This is a genomic window from Humibacter sp. RRB41, assembly GCF_022761015.1.
GTDB lineage: Bacteria > Actinomycetota > Actinomycetes > Actinomycetales > Microbacteriaceae > Humibacter.
Genome location: NZ_JAKWJQ010000003.1, coordinates 301,554 through 327,129 on the forward strand (window position 1 = coordinate 301,554; position 25,576 = coordinate 327,129).

Here is a 25,576-nt window from a genome sequence, read left to right on the forward strand (position 1 = left end):
CGAGTTTCAGGGTCATGATCTTGAGGGGGGACTAGGTTCCTACGGGACTGAGTTCCCATGAACGGGACCTGCCCACGACCCTGTGAGCGTCAAACTCGACTAGGAAATGCTCGCATACTGGTAGTGGCAAATCAAGAGTTTCGATTGGGATAACGCTGTGAACACAGACCGGAAACATACGCCCGATACGAGCGCTGACCGGCCTGAAAGGTCCTTTCCCGCTGCACTCGGATGCCTCGTCGCTCTGCTCGCACTCGAGGCGTTGGCCCTCATCGCGGTCGTGATCTGGCTCGGCGTGCTGGAGGCTCAGGCCACGGCATCCGACTCGGTCAGCGGGCTGGCGCTGCTTCTCATCGGGGCTCTCTGCGCCGTCTGGCTGGTGCTGACTGCCGTCGCAGGGGCGCGCAGACGCTCGTGGATGCGAGGGTCGAGCATCACGTGGCACGTGATTGTGCTCGCGATCGCGATCGGATGCTTCACCGGCGTGACGGCGGTGCCCGCTGCCGGCTGGTGGCTGCTGGTCATCGCACTGCTCGGCATCGGACTCGTGCTCGTACCGAGCGTGACCGTAGCGACCGCACGCGAGGTCGCACCGTACAGCGAGGCGCAGGACGACTCGGAGGCGAAGCCCGGGAACGGACCACGCGCCGACTGATCAGGCCGCGAGGCCGAGCTTCTTGCGCAGCGACGCAACGTGTCCCGTCGCCTTCACGTTGTAGAGGGCGAGACGGATGCCGCCATCGGGGTCGACGACGAACGTCGACCTGAGCACCCCCGTGACGACCTTGCCGTACAGGGACTTCTCGCCGTACGCCCCGTACAGCTTGTGCACCGCAAGGTCGGTGTCCGACAGCAGCGGGAAATTCAGGTGGTCGTGCTCACGGAACTCGGCGAGCTTGGCCGGGGCATCCTTCGAGATGCCGAGCACCTGGTAGCGGGCGGACTTCAGCGAGTTGAGATTGTCGCGGAAGTCGCACGCCTCCTTGGTGCATCCAGGCGTCATCGCGGCCGGGTAGAAGTACACGATGACGTTCTCGCCGGCGAGGTCGTGCAGCGACACCGGTGCGCCGTCCTGGTCGAGCAGAGTGAAGTCGGGCGCGGTGTCGCCGGCGGTGAGACGGGAGGGGGCGGAGGTCGCATCGGTCATGCCTCAACGGTAGACGAGCGTGCACACCGATGGAGTCGTTCTCGACGTCGGGTGGGCCGGCGGGCTCGTAGTCCGCCGGCCCACCTCAGGGCGACACGGGTGATCTAGTGATCAGCGGTCTGACGAGGCGCCTGCTGTCGTGCTGAAGGCCTGGATCTCAGCCAACGACATCCGATAGCTGCCACCGTCGTTCGTGAGACCGGTTCCTTCGACTCGGATGTACCTGGCCCGCACCGGGGTGGTGAATCCGAACGACTGACCGCCGAGCCCCGTGGGTTTCGGATAGTCGGACTCTGCGACCTGCGTCGTCCACGTCTTTCCATCGGTCGAGACTGCGATCGTGAAGTCCGTCGGGAAGTTCGCTCCGATGGACGACGGCTTCGCGTCGTAGTCGTCTGCCCACAATGTGACGTTGCCCACCTGTTGCGCGGATCCGAGGTCGATGGTCGCCGACTCGATGTGGTTCTCCGTCAGGCCGGAGTTGCTCGCCCAGCCCATGGCGTCGTCGACGCTGTACGGCATCCCGTCCACAAGCGACTTCGCACTCCAGGCTTTCGACGGTGGGTCACCCGGTAGCGGCCCCTCGAGACTGCTCGACGTGGTCACTGCCTTTCCGTAGGCGAGATTGTTCGGCGTTGCAGGAAGCGTGTACCCGGCAGCGTTGCCTCCTATGAGCGACAACGAGTGCTGACCGGTGCCTGTGAAGCGGTAGCGGACGACACCCATGCTGTCGGCCCTCACGGTGCGACGTGCGCCATTGTCGGAGACGGCGTAAGAGGCCTTCGGCTTCTGGCCCGACCATTGCATCGTCACTGCCTGTCCTCCTGCGCTGTACTGCACGGTCTCCTCGAGCTCGCTGCGGTACGAGACCGTGAGCTTCCCGTCGGCGTGGATCGTCTTGCTGACGTGGGTTCCATCCATCTGCTTCGGGATGTTCGGCGCGATCGTCACACCGTCAGCGGTTGGCTGGATGCCCAGCATGTCACTGAACAACCCTGCCGCTCCGTTCGCATTGGACGGGAACCAGGCCTCACCGGTGCTCGGTGCCAGCGACGTAGAGTGCACGAAGCTGAAGCCGTTGAATCCGTCTTGGGTGTAACGGGATGCCGTGCGATCGAGATACGAGAGGGACTGATTCCGCTCGCCCACGATTGCCGCGGCCCGCATGTACTCCTCCGTCATCAGAGGGTAGACCGAGCCATCCTCGATGCCGTCGCTGAAGTGGTCGCCGGTCCAGTCCTCGGTCGTCGGCGCCAACGGGATGAAGTTCTCGGGGATCAGCTGCAGGTGTTGCAGCGACATCTGACGGTCGATTCCGTCGAGGATCTGACGCGCGCGATCCAGGTCCACCATGCCGAAGGAGATCGCCTGCAGGTTGATCTGGGTCTGCTCGACATTCCCTTGCACGGTGCCGTCCGGGCATCGCCAGTAGGCGAACATTCCGGTTGACGGCTCCCACAAGCCGCCGGAGTCGGCATCCTTGTTGAACGCGGTCTTGAGCTGATCGGCCATCGACGAGTACGAAGTTGCGAGCGCCGAGTTGTGGAAGGTAGTCGCTTCGAGCGTTGACCATTCCGTCAGCGCCTCGTACATCAGCTCGTTGACGTACCCGCTCTCGTACTTCACGTAGATGCCGTCATTCCACTCACGCTCGCCCTTGGTCGAGGTGCAACTCGTGACGTCGTTGTGGAACAGAGCGTCCTGCGTCGAGTACTGGTTACTGACCATGTACGCGAGCGACTTCTCCACTGACGACCTCATCGAGGTGAGCCAGGACGTGTCGGCCGAGTATTGGTACATGTCCGCGACGGCCATGGCGTAAGAGGGGTCGGCATCGTAGAGACTGTTCGTGCCCCATGGTGTGTCGAGATGAAACGTGCGACCGTCCATGTGCCCGCTGTCGGACTGGGCGTCGTTCTTGAAGTACGTGAGTAAGTTCTCCTGCGACTTTGTCATCTGCGGGTCGAAATATCCTTCAACAGTGCGATCCGCATAGACCATGTCGTACGGACCGACGCCCGGGTATCTGAGGCCGACCGTTGACATCCCGTAGCCCTTGTCGATCACTCCGGAGCGACCGAAGTCATTGAGGAGGGAGGAAACCGCTGCGGTGTTCGCGAGACCGTTCACCGTGCCGCCCAACGAGTAGTAGGCGGAGTAGTCGTCGGCCTTGAACACGTAGTCGACGGAATCGGTCTGCTTCTGCGTTGTGGTCACCGGTGCATAGATGTAGGCGTCAGTGCCGTTGGACGAGTGGCCGCCGTAAACAAGTCCGCTCTCGGCGCTGCCGGCCCGATAGCTCCAGGTCGGCGACGACGATAACTGGGTCTCCTGATACGTGTTCCCGTCGCCGGTGTACGAGAACTCGGTTGCGAGGTTGCGGTTGCTGGTCGCATCGACGTCGAGAGCCTGATGTGTCGAGTTCTTCAGCATCACGAAGTCAGACTCCTCAACCCCGTACCGGTCATTGGCTTGAGAGAGGAAGAAGTTGTTGCTGCCGGTATACGCATTCCCGATCGGGAGGTCACCTCCGTCCTGAGGGCGACGGATGTTGTCCCAGATTCGTGCCCATCCGAGCGTGAGCATGCCGTTGTGGCGCACCTTGAGATCGGATGCATCCGTCCAGTCGTAGGTGCGGCTCACTTTCAGATGCACGTTGTTCTGTGTGACCACGAAGTGCCACTGTTCTGCGACCGACAGCGCGTTGTTGCTCATCACGAACGACGCCGTGACACTGTTGCCGTGCACCTTCACAGTTGGTTCGGACGTGAGGGTGCGACTGTCCAGGGTCGACCCGTCACCATCGACCTGCACGGTGCTGTACATACCCCCGTTCAAGAGTTGGTCGCCGCCCATCGTGAACGATGACACCTTCGACTGGCCGTCATAGTCGTACGCCATGGCGAAATCACCTCCCCTCATCGTGACCGTCTTCGTCGCCGTGTCGTTCTGAATCGCGACAGGGGCAACGGTGTGTGCCTGTGCAGGCGTAGAAGCCAGCGCAGCCCCGACCGAGACTGCCGCGGCCACGATCGCCAGCGCTGTCAGAGCGCTGCGACGATGCTGCCGCCAAGGGGTTGTCATCGTTCTTTCCTTCTCTCCGTGAGCAGTGGTGTTGCAGCATCCACCAGGGCATCGACGCGCCAGGACCTCTCGTCTGCTGTGCGCGTCGGATGGTGTGCCGACCCTGTTCGCACCCGTCGGTTTCGTTGATCCGCCGACGCTGCGTCGGCTGCGTCGGTCGTCATGACAGCCACGTGCATGCAAACCTCGTCGTCGTGCGATCGCCGGTGGGAGCCGAGCGGGCAAAAGGACTCGCGATCCCGCCGGTTCACTGCTCAATATGGCAATGCTGATGAATCCTGGTCAACAAGTTTCCGGATTTTTCCGAAACATGCCGCGCATCGATCAGAACGGTGCGGTCGACTCGCGGATGATCAGCTGGCAGTCGACTCGGCGTATCCCGGGCTCGAGATGCTGCTCCTCGATTCCTTTCAGAAGCAGCCCTGCAGCGATGTTTCCAACCTCGCGAAGGCTCATGTCGATGGTCGAGAGCCGTGGGCGGCTGGCCTCGACCATCACGTCCCAGTTGTCGAACCCGATCACTCCCACCCGCCCCGGAACGTCGATCCTCTGATCGCGAAGCGCCTCTGTGACGCCGCGGGCGATCTGATCGTTGCCGCAGATGACCCCGTCGAAGTCGACACCCGACTTGACGAACTGCGCAGCGGCCTGCCTGCCCCAGCGTTCACTCCACTCGCCGAACACCGGGGGAGACGCGAGGGACAGTCCGTGCTCGTCCAGCGCTTCTTCGACGGCGGCGCTGCGTGAGCGGGAAGCGTCATCTCTCTCTGGCCCCGAGACGAACACGATGCGTTCTCGGGACGTGGCGAGCAGATGCCTGGCCGCCATCCTGGCGCCCTCCGCATCATCTGGCACGACCGACGAATCGGCGGGATCCTTTGACCATGCCATGGCGTAGACGATGGGGACCGGCACGTCGGTGCGCACCGGCTCACGGGAGAACTCACCGGCGCCGGTCATCAGGATGCCGTCGACATTGCGTCGCAGGAGGGATGAGATGAATTGCTGCTCCCGGATGGGGTCGCCTCGTCCATCGAGGAGCAGCAGGGCGAACCCGTTCATGGCCAGGGTCTCGGTCGCTCCGAGCAACACCGGCACGGTCAGTCGTCCGACGTTGTCGCTGGTGATCACACCGATCGTCTGAGTGAGTCGCGCGTTCCTGCTGGTCGTCGTGGTGCGCGCCGTGAACCCGAGCTGTTTGGCCGCGGCGAGAACGCGATCTCGCGTCTCCCTGCTCACGGCGCCGTTGCCGGAGAGCGCCTTGGAGACGGTGCTCACCGAGACTCCGGCTCGGACCGCGACGTCTGCGCTCGTGACCCGCTTCGCGGGCTTCGACGGTGCCATTGTCGGAGCGTACACCGAGCCCGTCGTGGGGAACCGGAAGCCTCTCCTAGCTCATGGCCGTCGACTCGCGAGGCACCAGCTGGCAGTCGATCCGATGGATGCCTTTCGCGACGTTCGGCTCGCCCTTCATGGCATGCAGAATAGCCAAACCGGCGGCGACGCCGACGTCGTGCAGACTGAGGTCCACCGTCGTCAATGGCGGACGGCTCGCCTCGACCATCACATCCCAATTGTCGAAGCCTGTGACTCCGACGCTCTCCGGAACTCGGATCTCGTTCTCGCGCAGCACCTCGAGTGCCCCACGCGCGATCTGGTCGCTGGCGCAGGCGATGCCGTCGAACGGTGCTCCCGAGTGGATCAACTGCGTCGTAGCCTGCCTGCCCCATGCCTCGCTCCATTGGCCGAACAATGGTTCGTGCGAGAGCTCGAGTGCGTTCTCGCCGAGAACGCGCCGGACTTCGGCGAGCCTGACCTGGGACGCGGTATCGCGCTGCGGCCCCGCGATGTATGCAATGCGTCGTCGGCCCGTGGCCAGAAGGTGCTCAGCTATGGCTGCTGCGCCGCCGGCGTCGTGAGGCACGAACGACATGTCATGGTCGCTAACCGACCAGGCGAGTGCATAGACCGTGGGAATCGAACCCTCGACGTGCAGTGCTGGCCTCGGGAAGGCTCCGCTGCCCGCAACGAGGATGCCGTCGATGCGCCTCCGCTGGAACATCTCGACGAAGTACTGCTCGCGAATCCTGTCGCCGCGACCGTCGCACAAGAGAAGCGCGACTTCGTGCTGTGCGAGCGCCTCGAACGCTCCGAGGAGCACGGGTACGGTGAGCCGACCGAACCGGTCGTTCGTGATGACTCCGATCGTGCGCGCCTTCGTTCCGTCCGACTCCCCTTCGCGCAGCGGTGGCCGGTAGTGCAGCTCCTTGGCGGCTTCGAGCACTCGAAGCCGGGTCTCTGTGCGCACGACCCCATTGCCGGACAGCGCCTTCGACACGGTCGATGTCGACACTCCGGCACGGCGAGCGACATCGCCCGCCGTTATTCGCTGTTCCGTGTCCCGATCCATACGGACACCGTAATTGAGATCTACCCATTTTCGGAAAGAAATGGAAAATGATGGAAACTTGCCTGAACTTTCCCATAGCCTCCATGCGACAAGTCATTCCTCGTCAACAAGGGAGTTCGAGATGGTACGGCGTATCAGGATGGTGGCGGTGGCGGTGGCCGCGGCTGCGGCAATCAGCCTCTGCATGAGCGGCTGCAGCAGCGGGTCGGCTGTCGGCTCTGCGGCGTCCGGCGACATCGTGGCAAAGAACGACGGATCCAAACTCACGATGTGGGTGCGTGCCGGCAATTCCGCGGTGACCGCGACTGTGGTCGACGCATACAACAAGACGCACAAGAATCAGGTTCAGCTGACACAGGTGCCCGCTGATCAGTACGTCACCAAGTACGCCCAAGCCGCGCAGGCGGGATCGCTTCCCGACCTTCTCGGGTCTGACCTGGTCTTCATGCCTCAGATCGTCAAGAACGAGACCGTCGTCGATCTGACCGGGCTGCTGAAGAAGTCGGGAGCCTACGGTCATCTAGCTGCGGCGCACGAACAGTCGGCCACGGCCGGTGGCAAGGTGTACGGCGTTCCATTCGACACGGACACGTCGTTGTACCTGTACAACAAGACGCTGTTCAAACAGGCCGGTCTCGACCCCGCGACGCCTCCGGACACCTGGGCGGGGATCATCAAGGCGGCGGATGCCATCACAAAGCTGGGCAATGGCATCCACGGTGCATACATCAGCGGTGACTCGCCTGGTTCTCTGGCCTACGACGTCACGCCGTTGATCTGGGCGCAGGGACAGCAGGTCGTGACGAAGAGCGGCGACTTCGACTTCAACAACACGGCCACTCAGAAGGCGCTCGGATTCCTGCAGACGCTGTACCAGAACGGAGACATTCCGACCTCGTCCAAAACGGATCAGGGAAACGGGTTCTTCGCCGAGTTCGCCTCGGGCAAGATCGGCATCAACTTCTCGGGCGCCAACGGGATCAACACTGCCGGAATCGGCAGCAACCCGAAGTTCGACTGGGGTCTCGCCAAGATTCCCGGTCCGCAGGCCGGTCAGTGGGCCACTTTCTCGGGGGGCGACACAGCAGCGATCACGACGCAGTCGCAGCACAAGGACGAGGCGTGGGACTTCATCGATTGGCTCACCTCGAAGCAGACCAGCGAGAAGGTGTTCCTCGGGCTGCCGTCGCTCCCACCGCGAACCGACATCACGGTCCCCTCGTCGCTCGGAGACACCGTCAGCGTTCCGGCCTCCCTGCTCAGCAAGGGAGAGACGTACGTCTCCGTCTCATACAACGACGTCGTGTCGAGCAATCAGGGTCCCTGGCTGCAGATGATCCAGTCCGTCGTCTTCGACGGCGCGGATCCCGCGACTGCCACGTCCACCGCGCAGAAGGCGGCAGACGCGATCACCTCACAGAAGCAATAGCAGTCCACATGTCGGTGTCACTAACAATCACCGGATGCAACCAGACTCGGGAAGGGAACGGATGAACGCCACGCTCCACGCCGATCTCATCGGAGGGCGCGGCACTCGCGCAGGAACGAAGGCCAGAAAGGGTGCTGCGTACGCGCGCGGGGAGGCCAGTGCTGGTTGGCTGCTCGCATCGCCTGCGAGTGTTCTGGTGCTGCTCTTCTTTCTGCTGCCGTTCGTGTTGACGATCTACATGTCGTTCTTCAACTGGCCGACATTCGGAAGCCCGAGTCCCGTCGGGTTGAGCAACTATGAACACGCTCTCAGCGACCCCGCGTTCGGTCGGGCCGTGCTCTTCACTGTGTCGTACACCGCCATCGCATCTGTGCTCGGCGTCGCGATCTCGCTCGGTCTCGCTTTGCTCGTGCGGCCTCGATTCCCGGGGCGAACGGCCGTGCGCGCGCTGCTGTTCGCCCCGGTCACGATCGGGTTCGCGCCGGCCGGACTGCTGTGGCTGTCGATGAGCAACTCCCAGACCGGGATTCTTCCCGCGATCGCCATGGCGTGGGGCATCGCCCCGTCGGGCACCGACTGGTTCGCTCGCACGGACTCGACGCTCGTCCTAGTCATCGTCATGACCATCTGGAAGACCGTCGGCTTGGCGATGCTCGTGTTGCTGATCGGGATGGATTCCATCCCTGCCGAGATATACGAGGCGGCGAAGCTCGATGGCGCCCGATCCTGGGCGACGTTGACGCGCATCACCCTGCCGCTGATCGCGAAGCCTCTATCGCTGGTGGTGCTCCTCACCGTCACGCAGACCTTCCTCGCCTTCGACCAGTTCTTCACCATGACGAAGGGCGGCCCGAACAACTCGACCGTCACCGTTGTCTATTACCTCTACAACGCGGCATTCGTCGGGTTGAACCGTGGATACGGAGCTGCGATCGCCGTGATCATCGTCATCATCATGGCCGCGATCTCGATCTTCCAGATCCGGCTGCAACGAGGAAGGGCCTGACCATGACCGCCCAGCACACGATCCGGGTGGCATCCGCTCGTTCCGGCCGCCGCCGAACAGCTCAGCGTGAACCGTCGCGAAGCCTTCTACGCATCGGCATCGCCGTGATATTGGCACTGATCTTCGCGTTCCCCGTCGTGTGGACGGTGGTTGGCGGATTCAAACCGACGGGCGAGGCCAACGCCTCGCCGCCGGTGTGGTGGCCGTCGCAGTTTTCGATCGAGAGTTTCACCACCTTGAACGGCCAAGGCTCATCACTCTGGAATTACGTGCTGAATTCAGCGACGGCGACCCTGCTCACCGTCGTGATCACCACGGTCGTGGCGGTCCTCGCCGGGTACGCCGTCGCGCGATTCCGGTTCCCTGGCCGCGCCGCGTTCTTCGCGGTCACAGTCGGGATGCTGCTTGTGCCGTATCCCGCACTGCTCGTCTCCCTTTTCCAGGTGATGATCTGGCTCCACCTGACCAACTCGCTCTTCGGGCTGTCGCTCATCTACTCGACGTTCCAGTTGCCTTTCGCCATCTACATGATGCGGAACTCCTTCGATTCACTTCCCGGAGAGCTCGTCGAGGCGGCGGAGATCGATGGATGCACGAAGATCACCGCGCTGCCCCGTGTACTCCTTCGCCTGGTCTCGCCAGGCATCGTCACGGTCGCGCTGTTTGCGTTCGTCGCGGCGTGGAACGAGTTCCTCGCCGCCCTCGTGCTTCTGAACAACAACCCTGACTTCACGCTGCCCATTGCGCTGATGAACGCTCAGTCGGGACCCATGAACACCATCGACTGGGGAGCGCTCCAAGCCGGCATCACGGTCATGATGCTGCCTTGCGTGCTGCTGTTCATCCTGCTGCAGCGCTACTACGTCTCCGGTCTCGTGTCGGGATCGGTGAAGTGATGGACGCGACAGACTCCCCGTTGTCGGCCGCTGCCGAGTGCAGCGAACAGCATCCGATCGTGGAGGCGTCCGAGCAGACGAGCAGTGCTGATCGCTTGCGCACTCCGGTGCGCGGCACGCGCCTGGAGGTCGCGCCGTCATTCCACGAAGGACGATTCGACGCCCTCGCTGTTGACTGTCCCTTCGTGTTCTCTCTTGCGGGCCGTCAAGGCATGACCTTCGTCGGATGGGACGGAACCGGGTACCAGACGGCGCTCACGTGGAAGCACGAAGGACTCTGGACGGTCCCGCACGTGATCCTTCCGCGGGATCCTGCCAGCCAGGTGCGACGTTACAACTCTGCGTTGACCAGCATCGTGCGCGACAACGACCTGTCGTCGCCTGGGAATCTTCGGACCTTCGACGGGTGGTATCTCGGCACCTTCCACGCCTATCCGGCACCGGGTTATGAGGCTGGACCAGGGATCATCGGCTTCGTGCGCAGCCGGGACCTTGTGCACTGGGAAGAGACCGGCGGGCGACTGAGCCCGACCGACGGCGGAGCCTGGGAGAACGGCGGGCTGTACAAGTCGTGGTTGATGGAGCACGACGGGCTGTTCTACGTGTTCTACAACGCGAAGAACCGGGACGTGTTCGGAACGGTCACCGTGCCGCCGCCATGGATCGAACAGACCGGGGTCGCTGTCTCGAACGACCTCGTGAACTGGCGACGATTACAGGACGATCCGGTTCTGCGCGCGGGGCGCTCGGGCGACTTCGATGAGATCTTCGCGTCGGATCCCTGCGTGCTCCGAGACGGGGACCGGTGGGTGATGTTCTATTTCGGACTCGCCGCCGACGGGCACGCGCGAGAGGGATATGCGACATCCGACGATCTGGTGCACTGGGAGAAATCCGGTGAGATCCTCCTCGATGTCGGTGCGAGGGGAAGCATCGACTCGACCCACGTCCACAAGCCCGCGGTGATCACCTGGGACGGTCGTCTCGAGCACTATTACTGCGCGGTGGCTCCGCGAAGCCCGATCCGCGTCGGTGATGTGGAACAGCACGAGTTCAGAGGGATCGCGAAAGCCACGAGCGCTGACCGTCGCCTCGACTGAGCGGTCAGCGGAAGGTCGCGAGCAGGCGCTGCAGCGAGTCGAGACGTGCGTGGCCGAGCTCGCCGAGCTCACCGGCATCCACCGCCTCGATGATCGCGCAGTCGGGTGCGTCGGGCAGATGCGTGCAGCCGCGGGGGCAGTTCTCGGCGATCGCCGCAAGATCGGTGAAGGAGCGCAGGATGTTCGCAGGGTCGACGTGCCCCAGCCCGAACGAGCGCACGCCGGGGGTGTCGATGATCCAGCCGTCGCCGTGCGGCGTGCGCAGCCTCAGCGACACCGTGGACGACGAGGTGTGCCGCCCCCGTCCCGTCACCTCGTTGACGTGTCCGATCGCACGGTCGGCGCCCGGCACGAGCGCGTTCACCAACGTGGACTTGCCCACTCCGGAGTGCCCGACGGCGACGGTGTCGTGACCGGCGAGTGCCATGCCGAGCTCCTCCAGCGGGATGCCGGCAGCCGTCGCGTCGGTCTGCGCCGCCGTCTCCGCGACGCCGCGAATGTGATCTCGTTCCCCGGCCGATGAGCTCAGGAACACCGGTAGGTCGAGCCCCGCGAAGTTCTCCAGGAACGGTGCGGGATCGGCCAGGTCCGTCTTGGTGACGACGAGCAGCGGTGCGATCCCTGCGTCATAGGCGGCGACGAGGTAGCGGTCGACGAGCCTCGTGCGCGGTTCGGGATTCGCGGCGGCCACCACGATGAGCATCTGGTCGGCGTTCGCGACGATGACGCGCTCTACGGCATCCGTGTCGTCTGCACTGCGCCTCAGCAGCGTGCTGCGATCGCGGAGGCGCACGATGCGGGAGAGGGTGCCCTCCTCGCCGCTGGTGTCTCCGACGAGGTCGACGCGGTCGCCGGTGACGACGGCCTGTTTGCGCATCTCGCTGGCGCGCGCGGCTATCGCCTCGTGCTCGTCCGGCGTGTTCTCGTCGACCAGCACGGTGTAGCGGCCTCGGTCAACGCCGAGCACCCGTCCGATGACGGCATCCTCGTGCTCAGGGCGCATCTTGCTGCGGGGACGGTTGCCCTTCGGATTCGGACGCACGCGCACCGAGGTTTCGTCGTACTCGTCGTACGGCTCGTCCTCGTCGTCTGTCTCCCACCAACTCACGCCGTCGGCCTCGTCATCCGCCTGCGACGAGTCGGCCCTGGTCGCCATCACCGGTCACCATGTCGCGCCAGAGCGCGGTGAACTGGGGGAGAGTCTTGTGGGTCGCCTCGACGTTCTCGATCTGCACACCGGGCACCACGAGTCCGATGAGCGCCCCGGTGGTGGACATTCGATGATCCTCGTAGCTGTGCCACACGCCGCCGTGCAGCGGACGGGGCACGATGCGCAGCCCGTCGTCGAGCTCGTCCACCTCGCCGCCCAAGCCACGGATCTCGTTCGCCAACGCCGCAAGCCTGTCGGTCTCGTGATTGCGGATGTGCCCGATGCCGGTGATCGTGCTCGGTGAATCGGCGAGAGCGGCCAGCGCGACGATCGTCGGTGCGAGCTCGCCGCCGGCACTCAAGTCGAGCTCGACCCCGCGGATGCCGTCGCCACCGCGCACCGTCAGCGCGCCGTCCGCGCGCTCAACGGCCGCACCGAACGCCGGCAGGATACCCGCCAGTTCGGCGCCGACCTGCGTGGTGGCATCCGGCCAGTCGGTGACGCTCACGCTCCCTCCGGTGGCGATGGCCGCCGCGAGGAAGGGTGCGGCGTTGGAGAGGTCGGGCTCGATGTCCACGTCGCGTGCGGCGATCGTGCCCGGCGTCACGATCCACTCGCCCGTCGCCGGGCTCTCGACCTTCACGCCGCGCCGCGCGAGCGCGTCGATCGTCATCTCGATGTGCGGAAGGCTCGGCAGCCGCTCGCCGACGTGCGTGAGGCGGAGGCCGTCGTCGAAACGTGCGGCCGAGAGCAGTAGGGCCGAGACGAACTGGCTGGATGCCGACGCGTCGATCTCGACAGCGCCGCCTGCCACCCGCCCCGTACCGTGCACCGTGAAGGGGAGGCCGCCGCGGCCTGCGTCGTCGAGGTCGACCCCGAGTGCACGAAGAGCGCTGACGATGCCGCCCATCGGGCGTCCCCGAGCAGAGTCGTCGGCGTCGAACGTCGTCGGGCCGAGTGCCAGCGCTGCCACGGGCGGCACGAACCGCATCACGGTTCCCGCCTGTCCGCAGTCGATCGTGGTGCTCCCGGTCAGCTCCTCGGGCGGGATCACGAGCCAGTCGTCGCCGAATGCCCCGCTGCCATCGCGTTCCTCGATGCGCACGCCGAGGGCCCTCAGCGCCTGGACCATGTTCGCGCTGTCTTTCGAGTGCAGGGGAGCGCGGATGAGCGAGGAGCCGCCCGCCAGCGACGCGAGCACGAGCTCGCGGTTCGTGATCGACTTCGAGCCGGGAAGGGACACGCGGGCGCGCACCGCGCCGTCGGCCACCGGAGCAAGCCAGAGGGCATCCGGTTCGACCGGGGTGTTGTCGCCGTACGGATCGAAGTCCGGGGCGGAATATTTCGAGATCAGCATCGCTTGTCTAGGGTATCGGCGTTACGTGAGCCGAGACACGGAGAGGACCGAGCGAATGGCACAAGCGCTGCTGGATGCGCCGCTCACGCTCGACTCCTTAGACAGTCGGTCGGCCGTTGCCCGGGCAGGGGTCTCGCAGAGCGTCAGCCTAGACTGGGCTCTGATGTCGACCCCAATCGAGGAACCCGTTCAGGACCTCGGCGCGCTGTTCGAAGAGCAGGCGCTGCCGTTCATGGATCAGCTGTATGCGGCGGCACTGCGCATGACGCGCAACCCCGCCGACGCGCAAGACCTGGTTCAGGAGACGTTCGTCAAGGCCTACGCCGCGTTCGCCCAGTTCAAACAGGGCACGAACCTGAAGGCGTGGCTCTATCGCATTCTCACGAACACGTTCATCAACACGTATCGCAAGAAACAGCGCGAGCCGTACCAGAACGCCATCGACGAACTGGAGGACTGGCAGCTCGGCGGAGCCACCTCGACGACGTCGTCGACGTCGCGGTCGGCTGAGGCCGAGGCCATCGACCACCTCCCAGACTCCGACGTCAAGAACGCATTGCAGGCCATTCCGGAAGATTTCCGTCTTGCGGTCTACCTGGCCGACGTCGAGGGCTTCTCCTATCAGGAGATCGCCGACATCATGAAGACCCCGATCGGCACAGTGATGAGCCGTCTGCACCGTGGCAGACGAATGCTCCGCGAGTTGCTGACGGATTACGCGCACGAGCGAGGCCTGAGCGCCGTTCAGAACTCGGATGCTGCCCCCAGCACCCGGAGACGGCGAAGCACCGCGACCGTGCAGAACACCGGGAGCACGTCATGACGGACTGCGGCTGCGCCAAAGCCAAAGAAGACCTCGAAGAATACCTGCACAACGAGCTGCAGGCTGACGATGCAGCAGACATCCGTGAGCACCTCGAGACGTGCTCAGACTGCCAGAGCGAGGTGCACGTGGGCATCGTGCTCACCGAGGTCGTGCAGCGGGCGTGCAAAGAGACAGCACCCGAAGAGCTGCGCGTGCAGGTGATGGCGAAGCTGCGCACGATACAGGCGCACTGAGCCTCTTTGCACGCCGGTCCCCGCCCGGCGTGCCGCTGTCGGCTAGGGGGATGGTTGCGTTCGGCGGCGTGCACGCCGCCGCCTCGTGGAGCGGGGCGCGTTCGCGAGATGGCTGGGTGGCTCACCCGTAGGGGTAGTTCGGTCGCTTCGGTGCGATTTCTGGTGGGAGCCGCCGCACCATCGGGCGGCGGCTGGCTGTCGGTGGGGTATCAGCGAGAGCGGACGACGTAGACGAGACCGTGGGTATCACCCACGGTCTCGTCTACGTGTCGCGGTCTTGCGGCACGGGCCTTGCGGGCCAGGACGCGTGTGCGTCTAGAGCGTGATCGCCCGCTTGATCAGGTCGGTCTGCTCCTGCGCGTGGCGCTTCGCCGAACCGGTCGCCGGGGAGGCGGATGCCGCCCGCGCGTACACGCCGAGCGGCGGAAGTCCCGCCTTCGCGGACTCGAGTGCCATGTAGATCCATGCACCCTGGTTCTCCGGTTCGTCCTGCAGCCATGCGAACTCGGCGTTCGGATATCCGGCAAGCACGCTCTTCAGCTGCTCGGCCGGGAACGGGTAGTACTGCTCGACCCGAACAAGCGCGACCTCGTCGTTCGGATTCTTGTCGAGCTCGTTCTTGGCGTCGTAGTAGACCTTGCCCGACATGATGAGCACGCGCTTGACCGACGATTTGTCGACGCCACGCTGGTCGTCGAGCACCTGCTGGAACGACCCGGAGGTGAACTCCGACACATCGCTCGTCGCACCGCGCAGGCGAAGCATCGCCTTCGGCGTGAAGACCACGAGCGGCGTGCGCGGACGCGAATACGCCTGCCTGCGCAGCAGATGGAAGTACGACGCCGGTGTCGACGGACGCGCGACGGTCATGTTGTTCTCGGCGCTCAACTGCAGGTAGCGCTCGATGCGAGCCGAAGAGTGGTCCGGCCCCTGTCCCTCGTAGCCGTGCGGCAGCAGCAGCACGAGCGACGAGCGCTGGCCCCACTTCTGCTCCGCGGAGGTGATGAACTCGTCGATCACGGTCTGGGCGCCGTTGCCGAAGTCACCGAACTGCGCCTCCCACAGCACGAGCGCGTCTGGCCGCTCGACCGAGTAGCCGTACTCGAATCCCATCGCCGCGTACTCGCTGAGCAGGGAGTCGTAGATCCAGAACTTCGCCTGGTTGTCACTGAGGTTCGCCAGCGGCAGCCACTCCTGGCCGTTCACCCTGTCGTGCAGCACTGCCTGGCGCTGCACGAAGGTGCCGCGCCGGGAATCCTGGCCGACCAGTCGCACCGGGGTGCCCTCGAGCAGCACGGATCCGAGAGCGAGCAGCTCGCCCATCGCCCAGTCGATGCCGCCCTTCTGCGTCATCTCGACGCGCTTGGTGAGCAGTTGCTGCAGCTTGGGGTGAACCGTGAAACCCGCCGGCTTGTTGTCGAACGCCTGGCCGATCGTCTCGATCACGGATTCGGAGACGCCGGTGGTGGCGAGGTCGCCGTGACCGGCGTTCCGCTGCGCCTCCGGCAGTTCGAGATCGTTGATCGAGGCCTGGTCTCCGGACACGACCGGGATCGAGCCGGTCTGAGCCGCGTGCGTCTCGGCGAACGCGCGCTCCAAGCGCTCCTGGAAGTCCTGGTGCGCCTGCTCGTACTCCTCTTCCGAGATGTCGCCGCGTCCGACCAGCGCCTCGGTGTAGAGGCGACGAACAGAGCGCTTGGCCTCGATGAGGTTGTACATCAGTGGCTGCGTCATCGACGGGTCGTCGCCCTCGTTGTGACCGCGACGGCGGTACACGATCAGGTCGATGACGACGTCGCGCTTGAATTCCTGACGGTACTTGTACGCCAGTTCGCCCACCCGAACCACTGCCTCGGGGTCGTCGCCGTTCACGTGGAAGATCGGCGCCTGAATGGTCTTGGCGACGTCGGTGGCGTAGACCGACGTGCGGCCCTCGCTGGGTGGTGTGGTGAAGCCGACCTGATTGTTGATGTTGATGTGGATCGTTCCGCCTGTGCGGTACGCGCGCAGCTGGGACATCTGCATCGTCTCGACCACGATGCCCTGGCCCGCCATGGCAGCGTCACCGTGGATCAGCACGGGCAGCGTCAGGAACGTGCCGGCCGGCCGCCTGTCCTGCTTGGCCCTCGCGATCCCCTCGAGAACACCGTCGACGACCTCCAGGTGCGAAGGATTCGCCGCAAGGTAGACGGCGATCTCCTTGCCGTTCGCACCGGTGAACGTGCCCTCCGTGCCCAGGTGGTACTTCACGTCGCCGGAGCCACCGACCGTTCGAGGGTCTTGCGCACCCTCGAACTCGCGGAAGATCTGGCCGTAGGTCTTGCCGGCGATGTTGGTCAGCACGTTGAGGCGACCACGGTGGGCCATGCCGATGGCGACCTCGTCGAGGTCCTCCTGCGCGGCCTGCTGCAGCACGGCATCCAGAAGCGCGATCGTCGACTCGCCGCCCTCGAGGCTGAATCGCTTCTGCCCGACATACTTCGTCTGCAGGAACGTCTCGAACGCCTCTGCCTCGTTCAGCCTGCCGAGGATGCGCAGCTGCTCGTCGTGCGTCGGCTTCTCGTACGGCACTTCGATGTGGTCCTGGATCCACTTGCGCTGTGCCGGGTCCTGGATGTGCATGTACTCGATGCCGACGGTGCGGCAGTACGAGTCGCGCAGCACGCCGAGGATGTCGCGCAGCAGCATCTGACGCTTGTCGCCACCGAATCGCCCCGTGACGAACTCACGGTCGAGGTCCCAGAACGTGAGGCCGTGGGTGGCGATGTCGAGGTCGGGGTGCGTGCGCTGCTTGTATTCCAGCGGGTCGATGTCGGCCATCAGGTGGCCGCGCACGCGGAACGCGTTGATGAGTTCCTGCACGCGAGCGGTCTTGTCGACTGCGCTCGCCAGGTCGACGCTGATGTCTTCCGCCCAGTGGATCGGGTCGTAAGGGATGCGCAGCGCGGCGAAGATGTCATCGTAGAAGTGACGTTGCCCGGTCAGCAACTCGTGCACGATCTTCAGGAACTCGCCGGAGCCTGCGCCCTGGATGACCCTGTGGTCGTAGGTGCTCGTGAGCGTGATCGTCTTGCCGATGCCGAGCATCGTGAGCGTCTTCAGGCTCGCGCCCTGGAATTCCGCCGGGTACTCCAGCGCACCGGCGCCGATGATGCAGCCCTGGCCCTTCATCAGGCGAGGCACCGAATGCACGGTGCCGATGCCGCCTGGATTCGTGAGCGAGACGGATGCCCCGGCGAAGTCATCAGCGGTGAGCTTGTTCGACCTGGCCCGCTTGACGAGGTCTTCGTATGCGGCGAGGTAGTCGCCGAACGTGAGGGACTCCGCCCGCTTGATCGCTGGGACGAGGAGCGCGCGCGACCCGTCCGGCTTCGGCAGGTCGATGGCGATGCCCAGTCCGACGTGCGCGGGGGACACCACGGACGGCTTGCCGTCGACGATGTCGTAGAAGACGTTCTGGCTCGGGAACTGCTTGAGCGCCTGAATGAGCGCCCAGCCGATGATGTGGGTGAAGCTCACCTTGCCACCGCGAGTGCGCTGCAGGTGGTTGTTGATGACGATGCGATTGTCGATCATCAGCTTCGCGGGCACGGTGCGAACGCTGGTCGCGGTCGGCACCGTGAGGCTGGCGTCCATGTTCGTGGCGAGCGACTTGGCCATGCCGCGCAGCGGGCTGACGACCGGCTGTGGCTCTTCCTGCTGTGCGTCGTCTTGACGCTGGACGGTCTGCGGCGCCGTGACGGGAGCATCCGCTGGCACGGGAGTCGGGCGAGGCGCGACGGACGTGGTGCGCGCCACCGGCTGCGTCGCCGGTGTCTGGGCTGCGGGTGTTGGCGTCTCGGGGGCTCGCGCTGCCGGAGCTGGTGCCTCGGGCGCCGGGGACACCTGCGCGGCGGTGGCAGGTGCCGGAGCATCGGATGCCGTGATGAGAGCTGCGGGAACCTCGGCCGGTGTCGCGGCGTCGGTCTGAGCTTCAGGGGCGGGAGCCTGTGGTACGGCGGGCTGTGCCTGGTGTGCAGGTTGGGCATCCGCTGCGGGAGTGGCTGGGGCCTTCGCCTTGCCGGGCGTGTAGGCCTCGAGAATGGGCCACCACGACTTGTCGACCGAGTTCTTGTCGACGATGTACTGCTCGTACAATTCGTCGACGAGCCATTCGTTGGCTCCGAATTCCCCCGATGCTCCTTCGTCTGTTCCTACACCGGTCAACTGGCTCGACACAGCCGTTCGCCCACTCTCTTCGTTGATTGGATTTTCCGGGAGGAATCCGATCGCTGAGGGCACAGCCGACCGGCCTTCCGACCGGAAGTCAAGCCTAATCGAATCGTCCGGGCGGCGTGGCCCTGCGCGGCGCGTCGACACAGCCGGCTCGCAGGCTTTCAGCAGGGCGGTCTACCGTTGTCCTCATGCAGTTCTATGGGACGGCGCCGACGCACGATCTGACTTATTCCGACGTCTTTCTGGTGCCGAGCAGGTCGAACGTCACGAGCCGCCTCGACGTCTCGCTCGCACCGGGCGACGGTTCGGGGGCGAGCATCCCGATCGTGTCGGCGAACATGAACTCGGTGACCGGTCCGCGGCTGGCCGCCACGCTGGCCCGTCGCGGCGGGCTCGGTGTGCTGCCGCAGGACATGCATCCGCAAGACCTCGAGGCCGCCATCGTCTGGGTGAAGTCTCAGCCTGTGGCATTCGACTCGCCGTTCGTGATGAGCCCTGACGAGTCAGTTCAGGAGGCCCTCGCGGTCGTTCCGCCGGTCGAGGGACACGGCATCGTTCTGCACGACGCCGATGGCCGGTATGTCGGATGCCTGTCGGCGCTCGACCTCGCCGCAGCGCTTCCCGACGCCCGGCTCGGCGAACTGCTGCACGGTTCGCGCGCATCGATCGACGCCGAGGACGTGCCGAACGGCCGTGCGGCATTCGACCTGCTCGACGCAGCCGGGCTCGACTTCGCCCCTGTGCTCGATCACGGCCGGGTGATCGGCACGATCAATCGCACGAGCGCTCTGCGCTCGACGATCTACGACCCGGCCCTGGATGCCGACGGCCGGCTCCGCGTCGCGGCCGCCATCGGCGTCAACGGCGATATCGAGGGCAGGGCGAAGGCGCTCGTCGCGTCGGGTGTCGACGTGTTGGTTCTCGACACCGCGCACGGAGACCAGGACAGCATGCGCCGTGCCATCCACACGGTCGCCGGCCTGCGACTCGGCGTGCCGATCGTGGCGGGGAATGTGGTCACGGAGCAGGCGGTGCGCGATCTCGTGGCGGCGGGCGCGGACATCCTGAAGGTCGGAGTCGGACCGGGCGCCATGTGCACGACGCGCATGATGACCGCCGTCGGCAGGCCGCAGTTCTCGGCCGTTCTCGAGACGGCGGCGACAGCTCGCGAGCTCGGAGCCCACGTGTGGGCCGACGGCGGAGTGCGGTATCCGCGCGACGTTGCGCTGGCGCTCGCAGCGGGAGGATCGTCGGTGATGATCGGTTCCTGGTTCGCCGGCACGGTCGAGGCACCAGGACGGCTGCAGACGGATGCTGACGGCCGGCTCTACAAAGAGAGCTGGGGCATGGCATCCACCAAGGCCGTGCAGCAGCGCTTCGAACGGCTGTCGCCGTACGAACAGGCCCGCAAGAAGCTCTTCGCCGAGGGGATCTCCAGCTCGAGCATCTACCTCGACCCGCTGCGGCCGTCGGTGGAAGACCTGCTCGACATGATCACCACCGGGCTGCGCAGCTCGTTCACGTACGCGGGAGCACGGTCGCTGACGGAGTTCCACGACCGTGCGCTGGTGGGCATCCAGTCCGCTGCCGGCTACGAAGAGGGCAAGGCGCTTCCCGTCAGCTGGTGAGGCGCGGCTGCGCGGCACGCACGCGCAGGTCGCGGGCGAGATGGTCGCGGCCCTCGGCGACGAGCCGCAGGAGCGCGGCCGGCGCATCGTCATTCGCCGACATCCAGGCATCCGCGTTCGCGAGGGAGTCCCCACGCGGGAACAGTCCGTCGACGATCAGCTCGGCCATCTCGATGCTGCGCTGCGCCCACACCTCGCGGAGCGCGGCGAAGTACGCGTCGTCGTAGCGCGCGGTCAGGTCACGCCTGCCGCCCGCCGTGAAACCGGCGATCGTGGCTTCCAGGTGGTCGTTGGTCAGCGACGTGTCGGTGAGAGCGGCGTGCCAGGCATCCGCCTTGACCGATTCGAGCGGTCGGGAGGCGAGAGCCTCGATCAGGGCGGTGCGCCCGGACGCCGTGTCGTCGCGTGCGAGCTCCGTCAGCAGCAAGGGCTCGTCGGCGTGGCCGGTCGTGGCGAGCGCCGAGGCGAACGACCACCGCAGATCGGGATCGAGCGCGAGGCCATCGGGCGCAGGCGCCGATCCGTCGAGAATCGCCAGGATGTCCGGCGCCCCGCCGTCGTCGTAGTTCGCCGCTCCAGCGACGGCGCGCGCCCAGGCGAGCTGCCCGCCGCTGCCCGGATCGGCGGAGGCCAGGCCCGACCACGTCGTCTTCAGCCACGCCGAGCGCTCGGCGGTGCGCGCCGACTCTGGCACGTAGTGCTGGATCGCGAACAGCGCGTTGCCGAGCACCGCGGCCAGCAGGCCGCTGTTCGTCTCGGCCGTCGCGTGCCCCCGCGCGACCGCCAGGTAGCGTGCCACCGGATACTCGCCGTCCCTGGTCGCATTCCACAGCGACGACCAGACGAGCCCTCTGGCGAGCGGGTCGACGATGGCGCTGAGCTTGGCTTCGACAGTGGCAAGGGAGCGCTCGTCGAGCCGTACCTTCGCGTACGTCAGGTCGCCGTCGTTCAACAGCACGAGCGCGGCATCCTTGTCGCCGATGCCCACCGGCTCGCCCGCCACGTCGAACTCGCGCCGCGCGCGTCGCACGATGGCGCCCGACGGGTCGGCGTCGTACCAGCCGACGGCCAGACGATGCGGGCGATCATCGGATGGCACGATGGCGAGTCCGTTCGGCCCCTGCGCGACGGTGAGGGTCGTCACGCCGGTCGTTTCGAGCCAGTGAGTCGACCAGGCCCGCAGATCGCGGCCGGACGTCTGCTCCAGTGCCTCGAGAAGATCGTTCAGCGTGGTGTTGCCGAACGCGTGCTCGCGAAAATAGTGGCGGGCCCCCTCGAAGAACGCATCCCTTCCCACATAGGCGACGAGCTGCTTGAGCACCGCGGCGCCCTTCGCGTAGGTGATGCCGTCGAAGTTCAACTTGGCAGCTTCGAGGTCGACGATGTCGGCGGCGATCGGATGCGTCGTCGGCAGTTGGTCTTGCAGGTACGCCCACATCTTGCGGCGCTCGGCGAAGCTCACCCAGGCATCCGGCCAGGCGGTCGCCTCGGCGACGGCGAGCGTGCCCATGTAGTCGGCGAACGACTCCTTGAGCCAGAGGTCGTCCCACCACTTCATCGTGACCAGGTCGCCGAACCACATGTGCGCCATCTCGTGCAGGATCGTCGTCGCACGACGCTCGTGCTGTGACGCCGTCGCCGCTCCGCGGAAGATGTACCGCTCGGTGAACGTGACGCATCCGGGGTTCTCCATCGCGCCGAGGTTGTACTCCGGCACGAGCACCTGGTCGTACTTGCCCCACGGGTACGGGTAGTCGAAGGCATCCGTGAAGAAGTCGAGCCCCTGCCGGGTGACTTCGAGGAACTCGTCAGCGTCGAGGTGCTTGGCCAGGGACCGGCGGCAGTACACGCCGAGTGGCACGGTGAGTTCCCCGCGGCTCCAGACGCCGTCCGCGTGATGGTACGGACCCGCGATGACTGCGGTGATGTATGTGGAGATGGGCAGTGTCGGCTCGAAGACGACGCGTTGCACGTCGCCCTCCGCCGTGCGATAGGCGACCGAGCGATTCGAGACGACCGACCACTCGGCTGCGGCGTGCACCACGAACGTGAAGGGCGCCTTCAGGTCCGGCTGCTCGAAGCAGGCGAACACGCGCCGGGCATCCGCCGGTTCGTACTGCGTGTAGAGGTAGGTCTCGCCGTCCACGGGGTCGGTGAAACGGTGCAGTCCTTCGCCCGTGCGGCTGTACGTCGCGGTCGCCGCGATCGTCACCGTGTTCAGCGCGTCGAGACCGTCGACCAGGATGCGTGCCCCGTCGTAGCGCACGTCGACGCTGCGGCCGTTCACGGTGACGGACTCGACATGCGAGCCGATGAAGTCGAACCAGGTCGACTCGGCGGTCGCTGCGAACTCGACGGTGGTCCTGCTGGAGAAACCCTGGACAGACGGATCCGCCGCTGCGCTCAGGTCGAGCTCGACGCGGTAGGAGTGCACGGTCAGTGCGTCGGATCGGGTGGATGTCTCGGCTCTGGTCAAGTTGGCGGAGCTCATGTGCCCCATCGTTTCACGCTCTTGTCAGGTGCTCGTTCCGTATAATCGGCAGGACAATGGACGACCCTCCCTCTGCCTGTTCGCCCAGCTTTCCGCGTGGCATGACGCCGCTGCGCGAGCGTCCTCGCCTCAGTGGCCGGTGGAGCGCGTGATCGAGTGGATCATGCTGGCCGCCGGCATCGTGCTCACGATCGGCACCGGATTCTTCGTCGCCAGCGAGTTCGCGCTCGTCAACCTCGACCGCGCTGATCTCGAGGCTCGGCGCGATCGCGGCGAGACCCGGCTCGGCATGACGATCGCCGCGCTGAAGATCACCTCGACGCATCTCTCGAGCGCCCAGCTCGGCATCACGCTGACGACCCTGCTCACCGGTTATCTCCTCGAACCGGCCATCTCATCGCTGCTCGCTCCAGGGCTCACAGCGATCGGCATGCCGGAAGGTGCCGTGTCGCCGATCGGCACGGTCGTCGGCATCGTGCTCGCAACGCTCGTCTCGATGATCCTCGGCGAGCTGGTGCCCAAGGGTTTCGCGCTGGCCCTGCCGCGTACGACGGCGAAGATCGTGATCCCGTTCCAGACGGCGTTCACCACGGTGTTCCGACCCGCGGTGTTCGTGCTGAACGCGAGCGCCAACGGTGTGCTCAGGCTGTTCGGTGTCACACCGAAGGAGGAGCTGTCGGGTGCGCGCAGCGCGGAGGAACTGGCATCCCTCGTGCGCCGCTCGGCCAGCGCCGGGTTGCTCGAGTCCGACACCGCGACACTGCTGGGCCGCACGCTGCGGTTCTCGGAGCACACCGCCTCCGACGTGATGACACCGAGACCGCGGGTGGCGAGCGTGCGGCGCTCCGATCCTGCGACCGAGATCCTCGCGCTGGCCAGGAGCACGGGGTACTCGAGGTTCCCGGTCGTCGATGACGACATCGACGACATCGTCGGCGTCGTGCATGTGAAGCAGGCCGTCGCGGTGCCGATCGAGCGCAGGCAACTGGTGCCGGCATCCGCTCTGCAGACGGATGCTGTGCGCGTGCCCGAGACGATGACGCTCGACACCCTGCTCGGCGAGCTTCGCGGCAAGGGCTACCAGATGGCCGTGGTCATGGACGAGTACGGCGGCACCGCCGGCGTCGCCACGCTGGAGGACCTCGTCGAGGAACTGGTCGGCGAGGTTGCTGACGAGCACGACCGTACCCGCGTCGATGTGGTGCGCGGCGTCGGATCGATCACCATCTCAGGCATGCTGCGACCCGATGAGGTGAAGGATCGAACGGGCATCGACATTCCCGACGACGGTCCGTACGAGACCGTCGCGGGGTTCGTGATGAACGAGCTCGACCGGCTCCCGATCGTCGGTGACGAGGTGCGCGTCGGCGGTGGCATGCTGCGGGTGGAGCGCCTCGACGGCCGCCGGGTCGACACGCTGCGGTTCACACCCGACTTGGATGACACCACAGACGGCGCCGGCGACGGCGATGGCGACGGGGCCGGGCACGCCGTGAAGGGGGGCGAGCATGCCTGATTGGGTGGGCATCCTGCTGCTCGTCGTGTTGTTGCTCGGCAACGCCTTCTTCGTCGGCGCCGAGTTCGCCGTCATCTCGGCCCGTCGCTCCCAGATCGAGCCGGCGGCCGAGCGCGGCAGCCGCCGCGCACGCACCGCGCTGTGGGCCATGGAGCACGCCACGCTCATGCTGGCGACCACGCAGCTGGGCATCACGGTGTGCTCGCTGCTGATCCTGAATGTGTCGGAGCCCGCGATCCACCATCTGCTCGAGGCGCCGCTGGGGCTGACCGGACTCTCGGATGCCTGGATCGGCGGCATCGCGTTCGCCATCGCGCTCGTGCTCGTGACGTTCCTGCACGTGGTGTTCGGTGAGATGGTGCCGAAGAACATCTCGTTCTCGGTGCCGGATCGTGCGGTGTTGCTGCTCGCGTCGCCGCTCGTCGGAATCGCCCGCGTGCTCAACCCGATCGTCGGCGCGCTGAACGCGACGTCGAACGGCATCGTGAGGCTGTTCGGCGTGACGCCGAAGAACGAAGCGGTCAGCACCTTCACGCTGGACGAGGTCGCGACGATCGTCGACCAGTCGACCAGAGAGGGTGTGCTGACCGACCGCACCGGCACACTCAGCAACGCGTTCGAGTTCTCGGCGATGAAGGTGAAGGATGTCGCCATCTCGCTGGACTCGCTGGTCTGCCTCCCTGAGGACGCCAGTCCTGCCGACCTCGAGCGCGCCGTCGCGAAGCACGGGTTCTCCCGGTACGTCGTCGTGGATTCCACCGGGGAACCGGTCGGCTATGTGCACCTGAAGGATGTGCTCGACCTCGAGGGCGACGGATACACGCTGCCGATTCCGCGCGGACGCATCAGAAAACTGGTGTCGCTGACACCGGAGACCGATGTCGAGGACGCGCTCGCGGTCATGCGACGGTCCGGCGGCCACGTCGGCCGCAGCGTCGATGCCGAGGGACCGACGCTGGGAGTCGTGTTCCTCGAGGACATCATCGAGGAACTCGTTGGCGAGGTGCAGGACGCGACTCGTCGCGGCTGAGTCGTCTTGCGCGCCGGTCCCAGCCCGGCGCGCCGCTGTCGGCTTGTCGAGATGGTTG

Annotated in this window: 18 protein-coding genes; 10 read left to right on the forward strand and 8 right to left on the reverse strand. The window is 65.6% G+C overall.

Annotated elements, in window-relative coordinates; translation table 11 throughout:
• Positions 1-157 precede the first annotated feature (157 nt).
• Positions 158-655, forward strand: coding sequence for a hypothetical protein (locus MJ603_RS10030; RefSeq protein ID WP_243063574.1), 498 nt, complete (start codon positions 158-160; stop codon positions 653-655).
• Here MJ603_RS10030 and bcp read toward each other — a convergent pair whose 3' ends face one another.
• From bcp to MJ603_RS10050, 4 genes are all read right to left on the reverse strand, one after another.
• Positions 656-1,147, reverse strand: coding sequence for a thioredoxin-dependent thiol peroxidase (bcp, locus tag MJ603_RS10035; RefSeq protein ID WP_243063575.1), 492 nt, complete (start codon positions 1,145-1,147; stop codon positions 656-658).
• A gap of 111 nt (positions 1,148-1,258) precedes the next feature.
• On the reverse strand, positions 1,259-4,231 hold the full coding sequence (locus tag MJ603_RS10040; protein ID WP_243063576.1) for a discoidin domain-containing protein: 2,973 nt from the start codon (positions 4,229-4,231) through the stop codon (positions 1,259-1,261).
• A gap of 324 nt (positions 4,232-4,555) precedes the next feature.
• Complete coding sequence (locus MJ603_RS10045; RefSeq protein WP_243063577.1) at positions 4,556-5,575, reverse strand: LacI family DNA-binding transcriptional regulator; 1,020 nt, start codon at positions 5,573-5,575, stop codon at positions 4,556-4,558.
• Between the two features lie 46 nt (positions 5,576-5,621).
• Positions 5,622-6,641: a LacI family DNA-binding transcriptional regulator gene (locus MJ603_RS10050; protein WP_243063578.1), complete on the reverse strand. Its 1,020-nt coding sequence runs from the start codon at positions 6,639-6,641 to the stop codon at positions 5,622-5,624.
• 184 nt (positions 6,642-6,825) lie between these two features.
• Here MJ603_RS10050 and MJ603_RS10055 point away from each other — a divergent pair, with 184 nt between their 5' ends.
• Genes MJ603_RS10055 through MJ603_RS10070 form a run of 4 tightly spaced genes read left to right on the forward strand, consistent with a single transcriptional unit; the run spans position 6,826 to position 11,072 of the window.
• Positions 6,826-8,070, forward strand: coding sequence for a sugar ABC transporter substrate-binding protein (locus MJ603_RS10055; RefSeq protein WP_243063579.1), 1,245 nt, complete (start codon positions 6,826-6,828; stop codon positions 8,068-8,070).
• 34 nt (positions 8,071-8,104) lie between these two features.
• A complete protein-coding gene (locus MJ603_RS10060) occupies positions 8,105-9,076 on the forward strand; it encodes a carbohydrate ABC transporter permease (RefSeq protein WP_243063580.1) in 972 nt (323 codons plus the stop codon).
• Between the two features lie 2 nt (positions 9,077-9,078).
• The gene (locus MJ603_RS10065) at positions 9,079-9,972 is read left to right on the forward strand and encodes a carbohydrate ABC transporter permease (protein ID WP_243063581.1); all 894 of its coding nucleotides are present in this window, start codon (positions 9,079-9,081) and stop codon (positions 9,970-9,972) included.
• Complete coding sequence (locus MJ603_RS10070) at positions 9,972-11,072, forward strand: hypothetical protein (protein WP_243063582.1); 1,101 nt, start codon at positions 9,972-9,974, stop codon at positions 11,070-11,072. Before MJ603_RS10065 ends, MJ603_RS10070 begins: the two co-directional genes overlap by 1 nt.
• 4 nt (positions 11,073-11,076) lie before the next feature.
• On the opposite strand, the gene MJ603_RS10075 is transcribed toward MJ603_RS10070, so the two are convergent.
• On the reverse strand, positions 11,077-12,228 hold the full coding sequence (locus MJ603_RS10075) for a ribosome small subunit-dependent GTPase A (RefSeq protein ID WP_279239133.1): 1,152 nt from the start codon (positions 12,226-12,228) through the stop codon (positions 11,077-11,079).
• Positions 12,194-13,579 (reverse strand): 3-phosphoshikimate 1-carboxyvinyltransferase, encoded by a 1,386-nt coding sequence (gene aroA, locus MJ603_RS10080; protein WP_243063583.1) that lies wholly within the window; start codon positions 13,577-13,579, stop codon positions 12,194-12,196. The genes MJ603_RS10075 and aroA overlap by 35 nt, the downstream gene beginning before the upstream one ends.
• Before the next feature lie 163 nt (positions 13,580-13,742).
• Between aroA and MJ603_RS10085 the strand changes: the two genes are divergently transcribed.
• Both MJ603_RS10085 and MJ603_RS10090 read left to right on the forward strand, forming a co-directional pair.
• Positions 13,743-14,402, forward strand: a complete 660-nt coding sequence (locus MJ603_RS10085; protein ID WP_243063584.1) for a sigma-70 family RNA polymerase sigma factor — start codon at positions 13,743-13,745, stop codon at positions 14,400-14,402.
• Entirely contained in the window at positions 14,399-14,638 is a 240-nt protein-coding gene (locus MJ603_RS10090; RefSeq protein ID WP_243063585.1) for a zf-HC2 domain-containing protein, read from the forward strand. The genes MJ603_RS10085 and MJ603_RS10090 overlap by 4 nt, the downstream gene beginning before the upstream one ends.
• Before the next feature lie 315 nt (positions 14,639-14,953).
• Here MJ603_RS10090 and MJ603_RS10095 read toward each other — a convergent pair whose 3' ends face one another.
• The gene (locus MJ603_RS10095) at positions 14,954-18,856 is read right to left on the reverse strand and encodes a multifunctional oxoglutarate decarboxylase/oxoglutarate dehydrogenase thiamine pyrophosphate-binding subunit/dihydrolipoyllysine-residue succinyltransferase subunit (protein ID WP_243063586.1); all 3,903 of its coding nucleotides are present in this window, start codon (positions 18,854-18,856) and stop codon (positions 14,954-14,956) included.
• Positions 18,857-19,041: 185 nt separating this feature from the next.
• Here MJ603_RS10095 and MJ603_RS10100 point away from each other — a divergent pair, with 185 nt between their 5' ends.
• Positions 19,042-20,481: a GuaB1 family IMP dehydrogenase-related protein gene (locus MJ603_RS10100; protein ID WP_243063587.1), complete on the forward strand. Its 1,440-nt coding sequence runs from the start codon at positions 19,042-19,044 to the stop codon at positions 20,479-20,481.
• Here the strand turns inward: MJ603_RS10100 and pepN are convergent.
• Positions 20,471-22,972: an aminopeptidase N gene (gene pepN / locus MJ603_RS10105; protein ID WP_243063588.1), complete on the reverse strand. Its 2,502-nt coding sequence runs from the start codon at positions 22,970-22,972 to the stop codon at positions 20,471-20,473. The two genes, MJ603_RS10100 and pepN, sit on opposite strands and share 11 nt — an antisense overlap.
• 163 nt (positions 22,973-23,135) lie before the next feature.
• Between pepN and MJ603_RS10110 the strand changes: the two genes are divergently transcribed.
• Positions 23,136-24,488: a hemolysin family protein gene (locus tag MJ603_RS10110; RefSeq protein WP_243063828.1), complete on the forward strand. Its 1,353-nt coding sequence runs from the start codon at positions 23,136-23,138 to the stop codon at positions 24,486-24,488.
• The gene (locus tag MJ603_RS10115; RefSeq protein WP_243063589.1) at positions 24,481-25,518 is read left to right on the forward strand and encodes a hemolysin family protein; all 1,038 of its coding nucleotides are present in this window, start codon (positions 24,481-24,483) and stop codon (positions 25,516-25,518) included. The genes MJ603_RS10110 and MJ603_RS10115 overlap by 8 nt, the downstream gene beginning before the upstream one ends.
• Positions 25,519-25,576 lie beyond the last annotated feature (58 nt).

What these genes read in the sequence shown, in the direction of transcription:
- pepN (WP_243063588.1), bottom strand. Translation starts at nt 22,972, where the DNA reads ATGAGCTCCGCCAACTTGACCAGAGCCGAGACATCCACCCGATCCGAC.
- MJ603_RS10065 (WP_243063581.1), top strand. Translation starts at nt 9,079, where the DNA reads ATGACCGCCCAGCACACGATCCGGGTGGCATCCGCTCGTTCCGGCCGC.
- MJ603_RS10050 (WP_243063578.1), bottom strand. Translation starts at nt 6,641, where the DNA reads ATGGATCGGGACACGGAACAGCGAATAACGGCGGGCGATGTCGCTCGC.
- MJ603_RS10060 (WP_243063580.1), top strand. Translation starts at nt 8,105, where the DNA reads ATGCAACCAGACTCGGGAAGGGAACGGATGAACGCCACGCTCCACGCC.
- aroA (WP_243063583.1), bottom strand. Translation starts at nt 13,579, where the DNA reads ATGCTGATCTCGAAATATTCCGCCCCGGACTTCGATCCGTACGGCGAC.
- MJ603_RS10040 (WP_243063576.1), bottom strand. Translation starts at nt 4,231, where the DNA reads ATGACAACCCCTTGGCGGCAGCATCGTCGCAGCGCTCTGACAGCGCTG.
- MJ603_RS10090 (WP_243063585.1), top strand. Translation starts at nt 14,399, where the DNA reads ATGACGGACTGCGGCTGCGCCAAAGCCAAAGAAGACCTCGAAGAATAC.
- MJ603_RS10115 (WP_243063589.1), top strand. Translation starts at nt 24,481, where the DNA reads ATGCCTGATTGGGTGGGCATCCTGCTGCTCGTCGTGTTGTTGCTCGGC.
- bcp (WP_243063575.1), bottom strand. Translation starts at nt 1,147, where the DNA reads ATGACCGATGCGACCTCCGCCCCCTCCCGTCTCACCGCCGGCGACACC.
- MJ603_RS10085 (WP_243063584.1), top strand. Translation starts at nt 13,743, where the DNA reads ATGTCGACCCCAATCGAGGAACCCGTTCAGGACCTCGGCGCGCTGTTC.
- MJ603_RS10055 (WP_243063579.1), top strand. Translation starts at nt 6,826, where the DNA reads ATGAGCGGCTGCAGCAGCGGGTCGGCTGTCGGCTCTGCGGCGTCCGGC.
- MJ603_RS10100 (WP_243063587.1), top strand. Translation starts at nt 19,042, where the DNA reads ATGCAGTTCTATGGGACGGCGCCGACGCACGATCTGACTTATTCCGAC.
- MJ603_RS10075 (WP_279239133.1), bottom strand. Translation starts at nt 12,228, where the DNA reads ATGGCGACCAGGGCCGACTCGTCGCAGGCGGATGACGAGGCCGACGGC.
- MJ603_RS10110 (WP_243063828.1), top strand. Translation starts at nt 23,136, where the DNA reads ATGCTGGCCGCCGGCATCGTGCTCACGATCGGCACCGGATTCTTCGTC.
- MJ603_RS10045 (WP_243063577.1), bottom strand. Translation starts at nt 5,575, where the DNA reads ATGGCACCGTCGAAGCCCGCGAAGCGGGTCACGAGCGCAGACGTCGCG.
- MJ603_RS10070 (WP_243063582.1), top strand. Translation starts at nt 9,972, where the DNA reads ATGGACGCGACAGACTCCCCGTTGTCGGCCGCTGCCGAGTGCAGCGAA.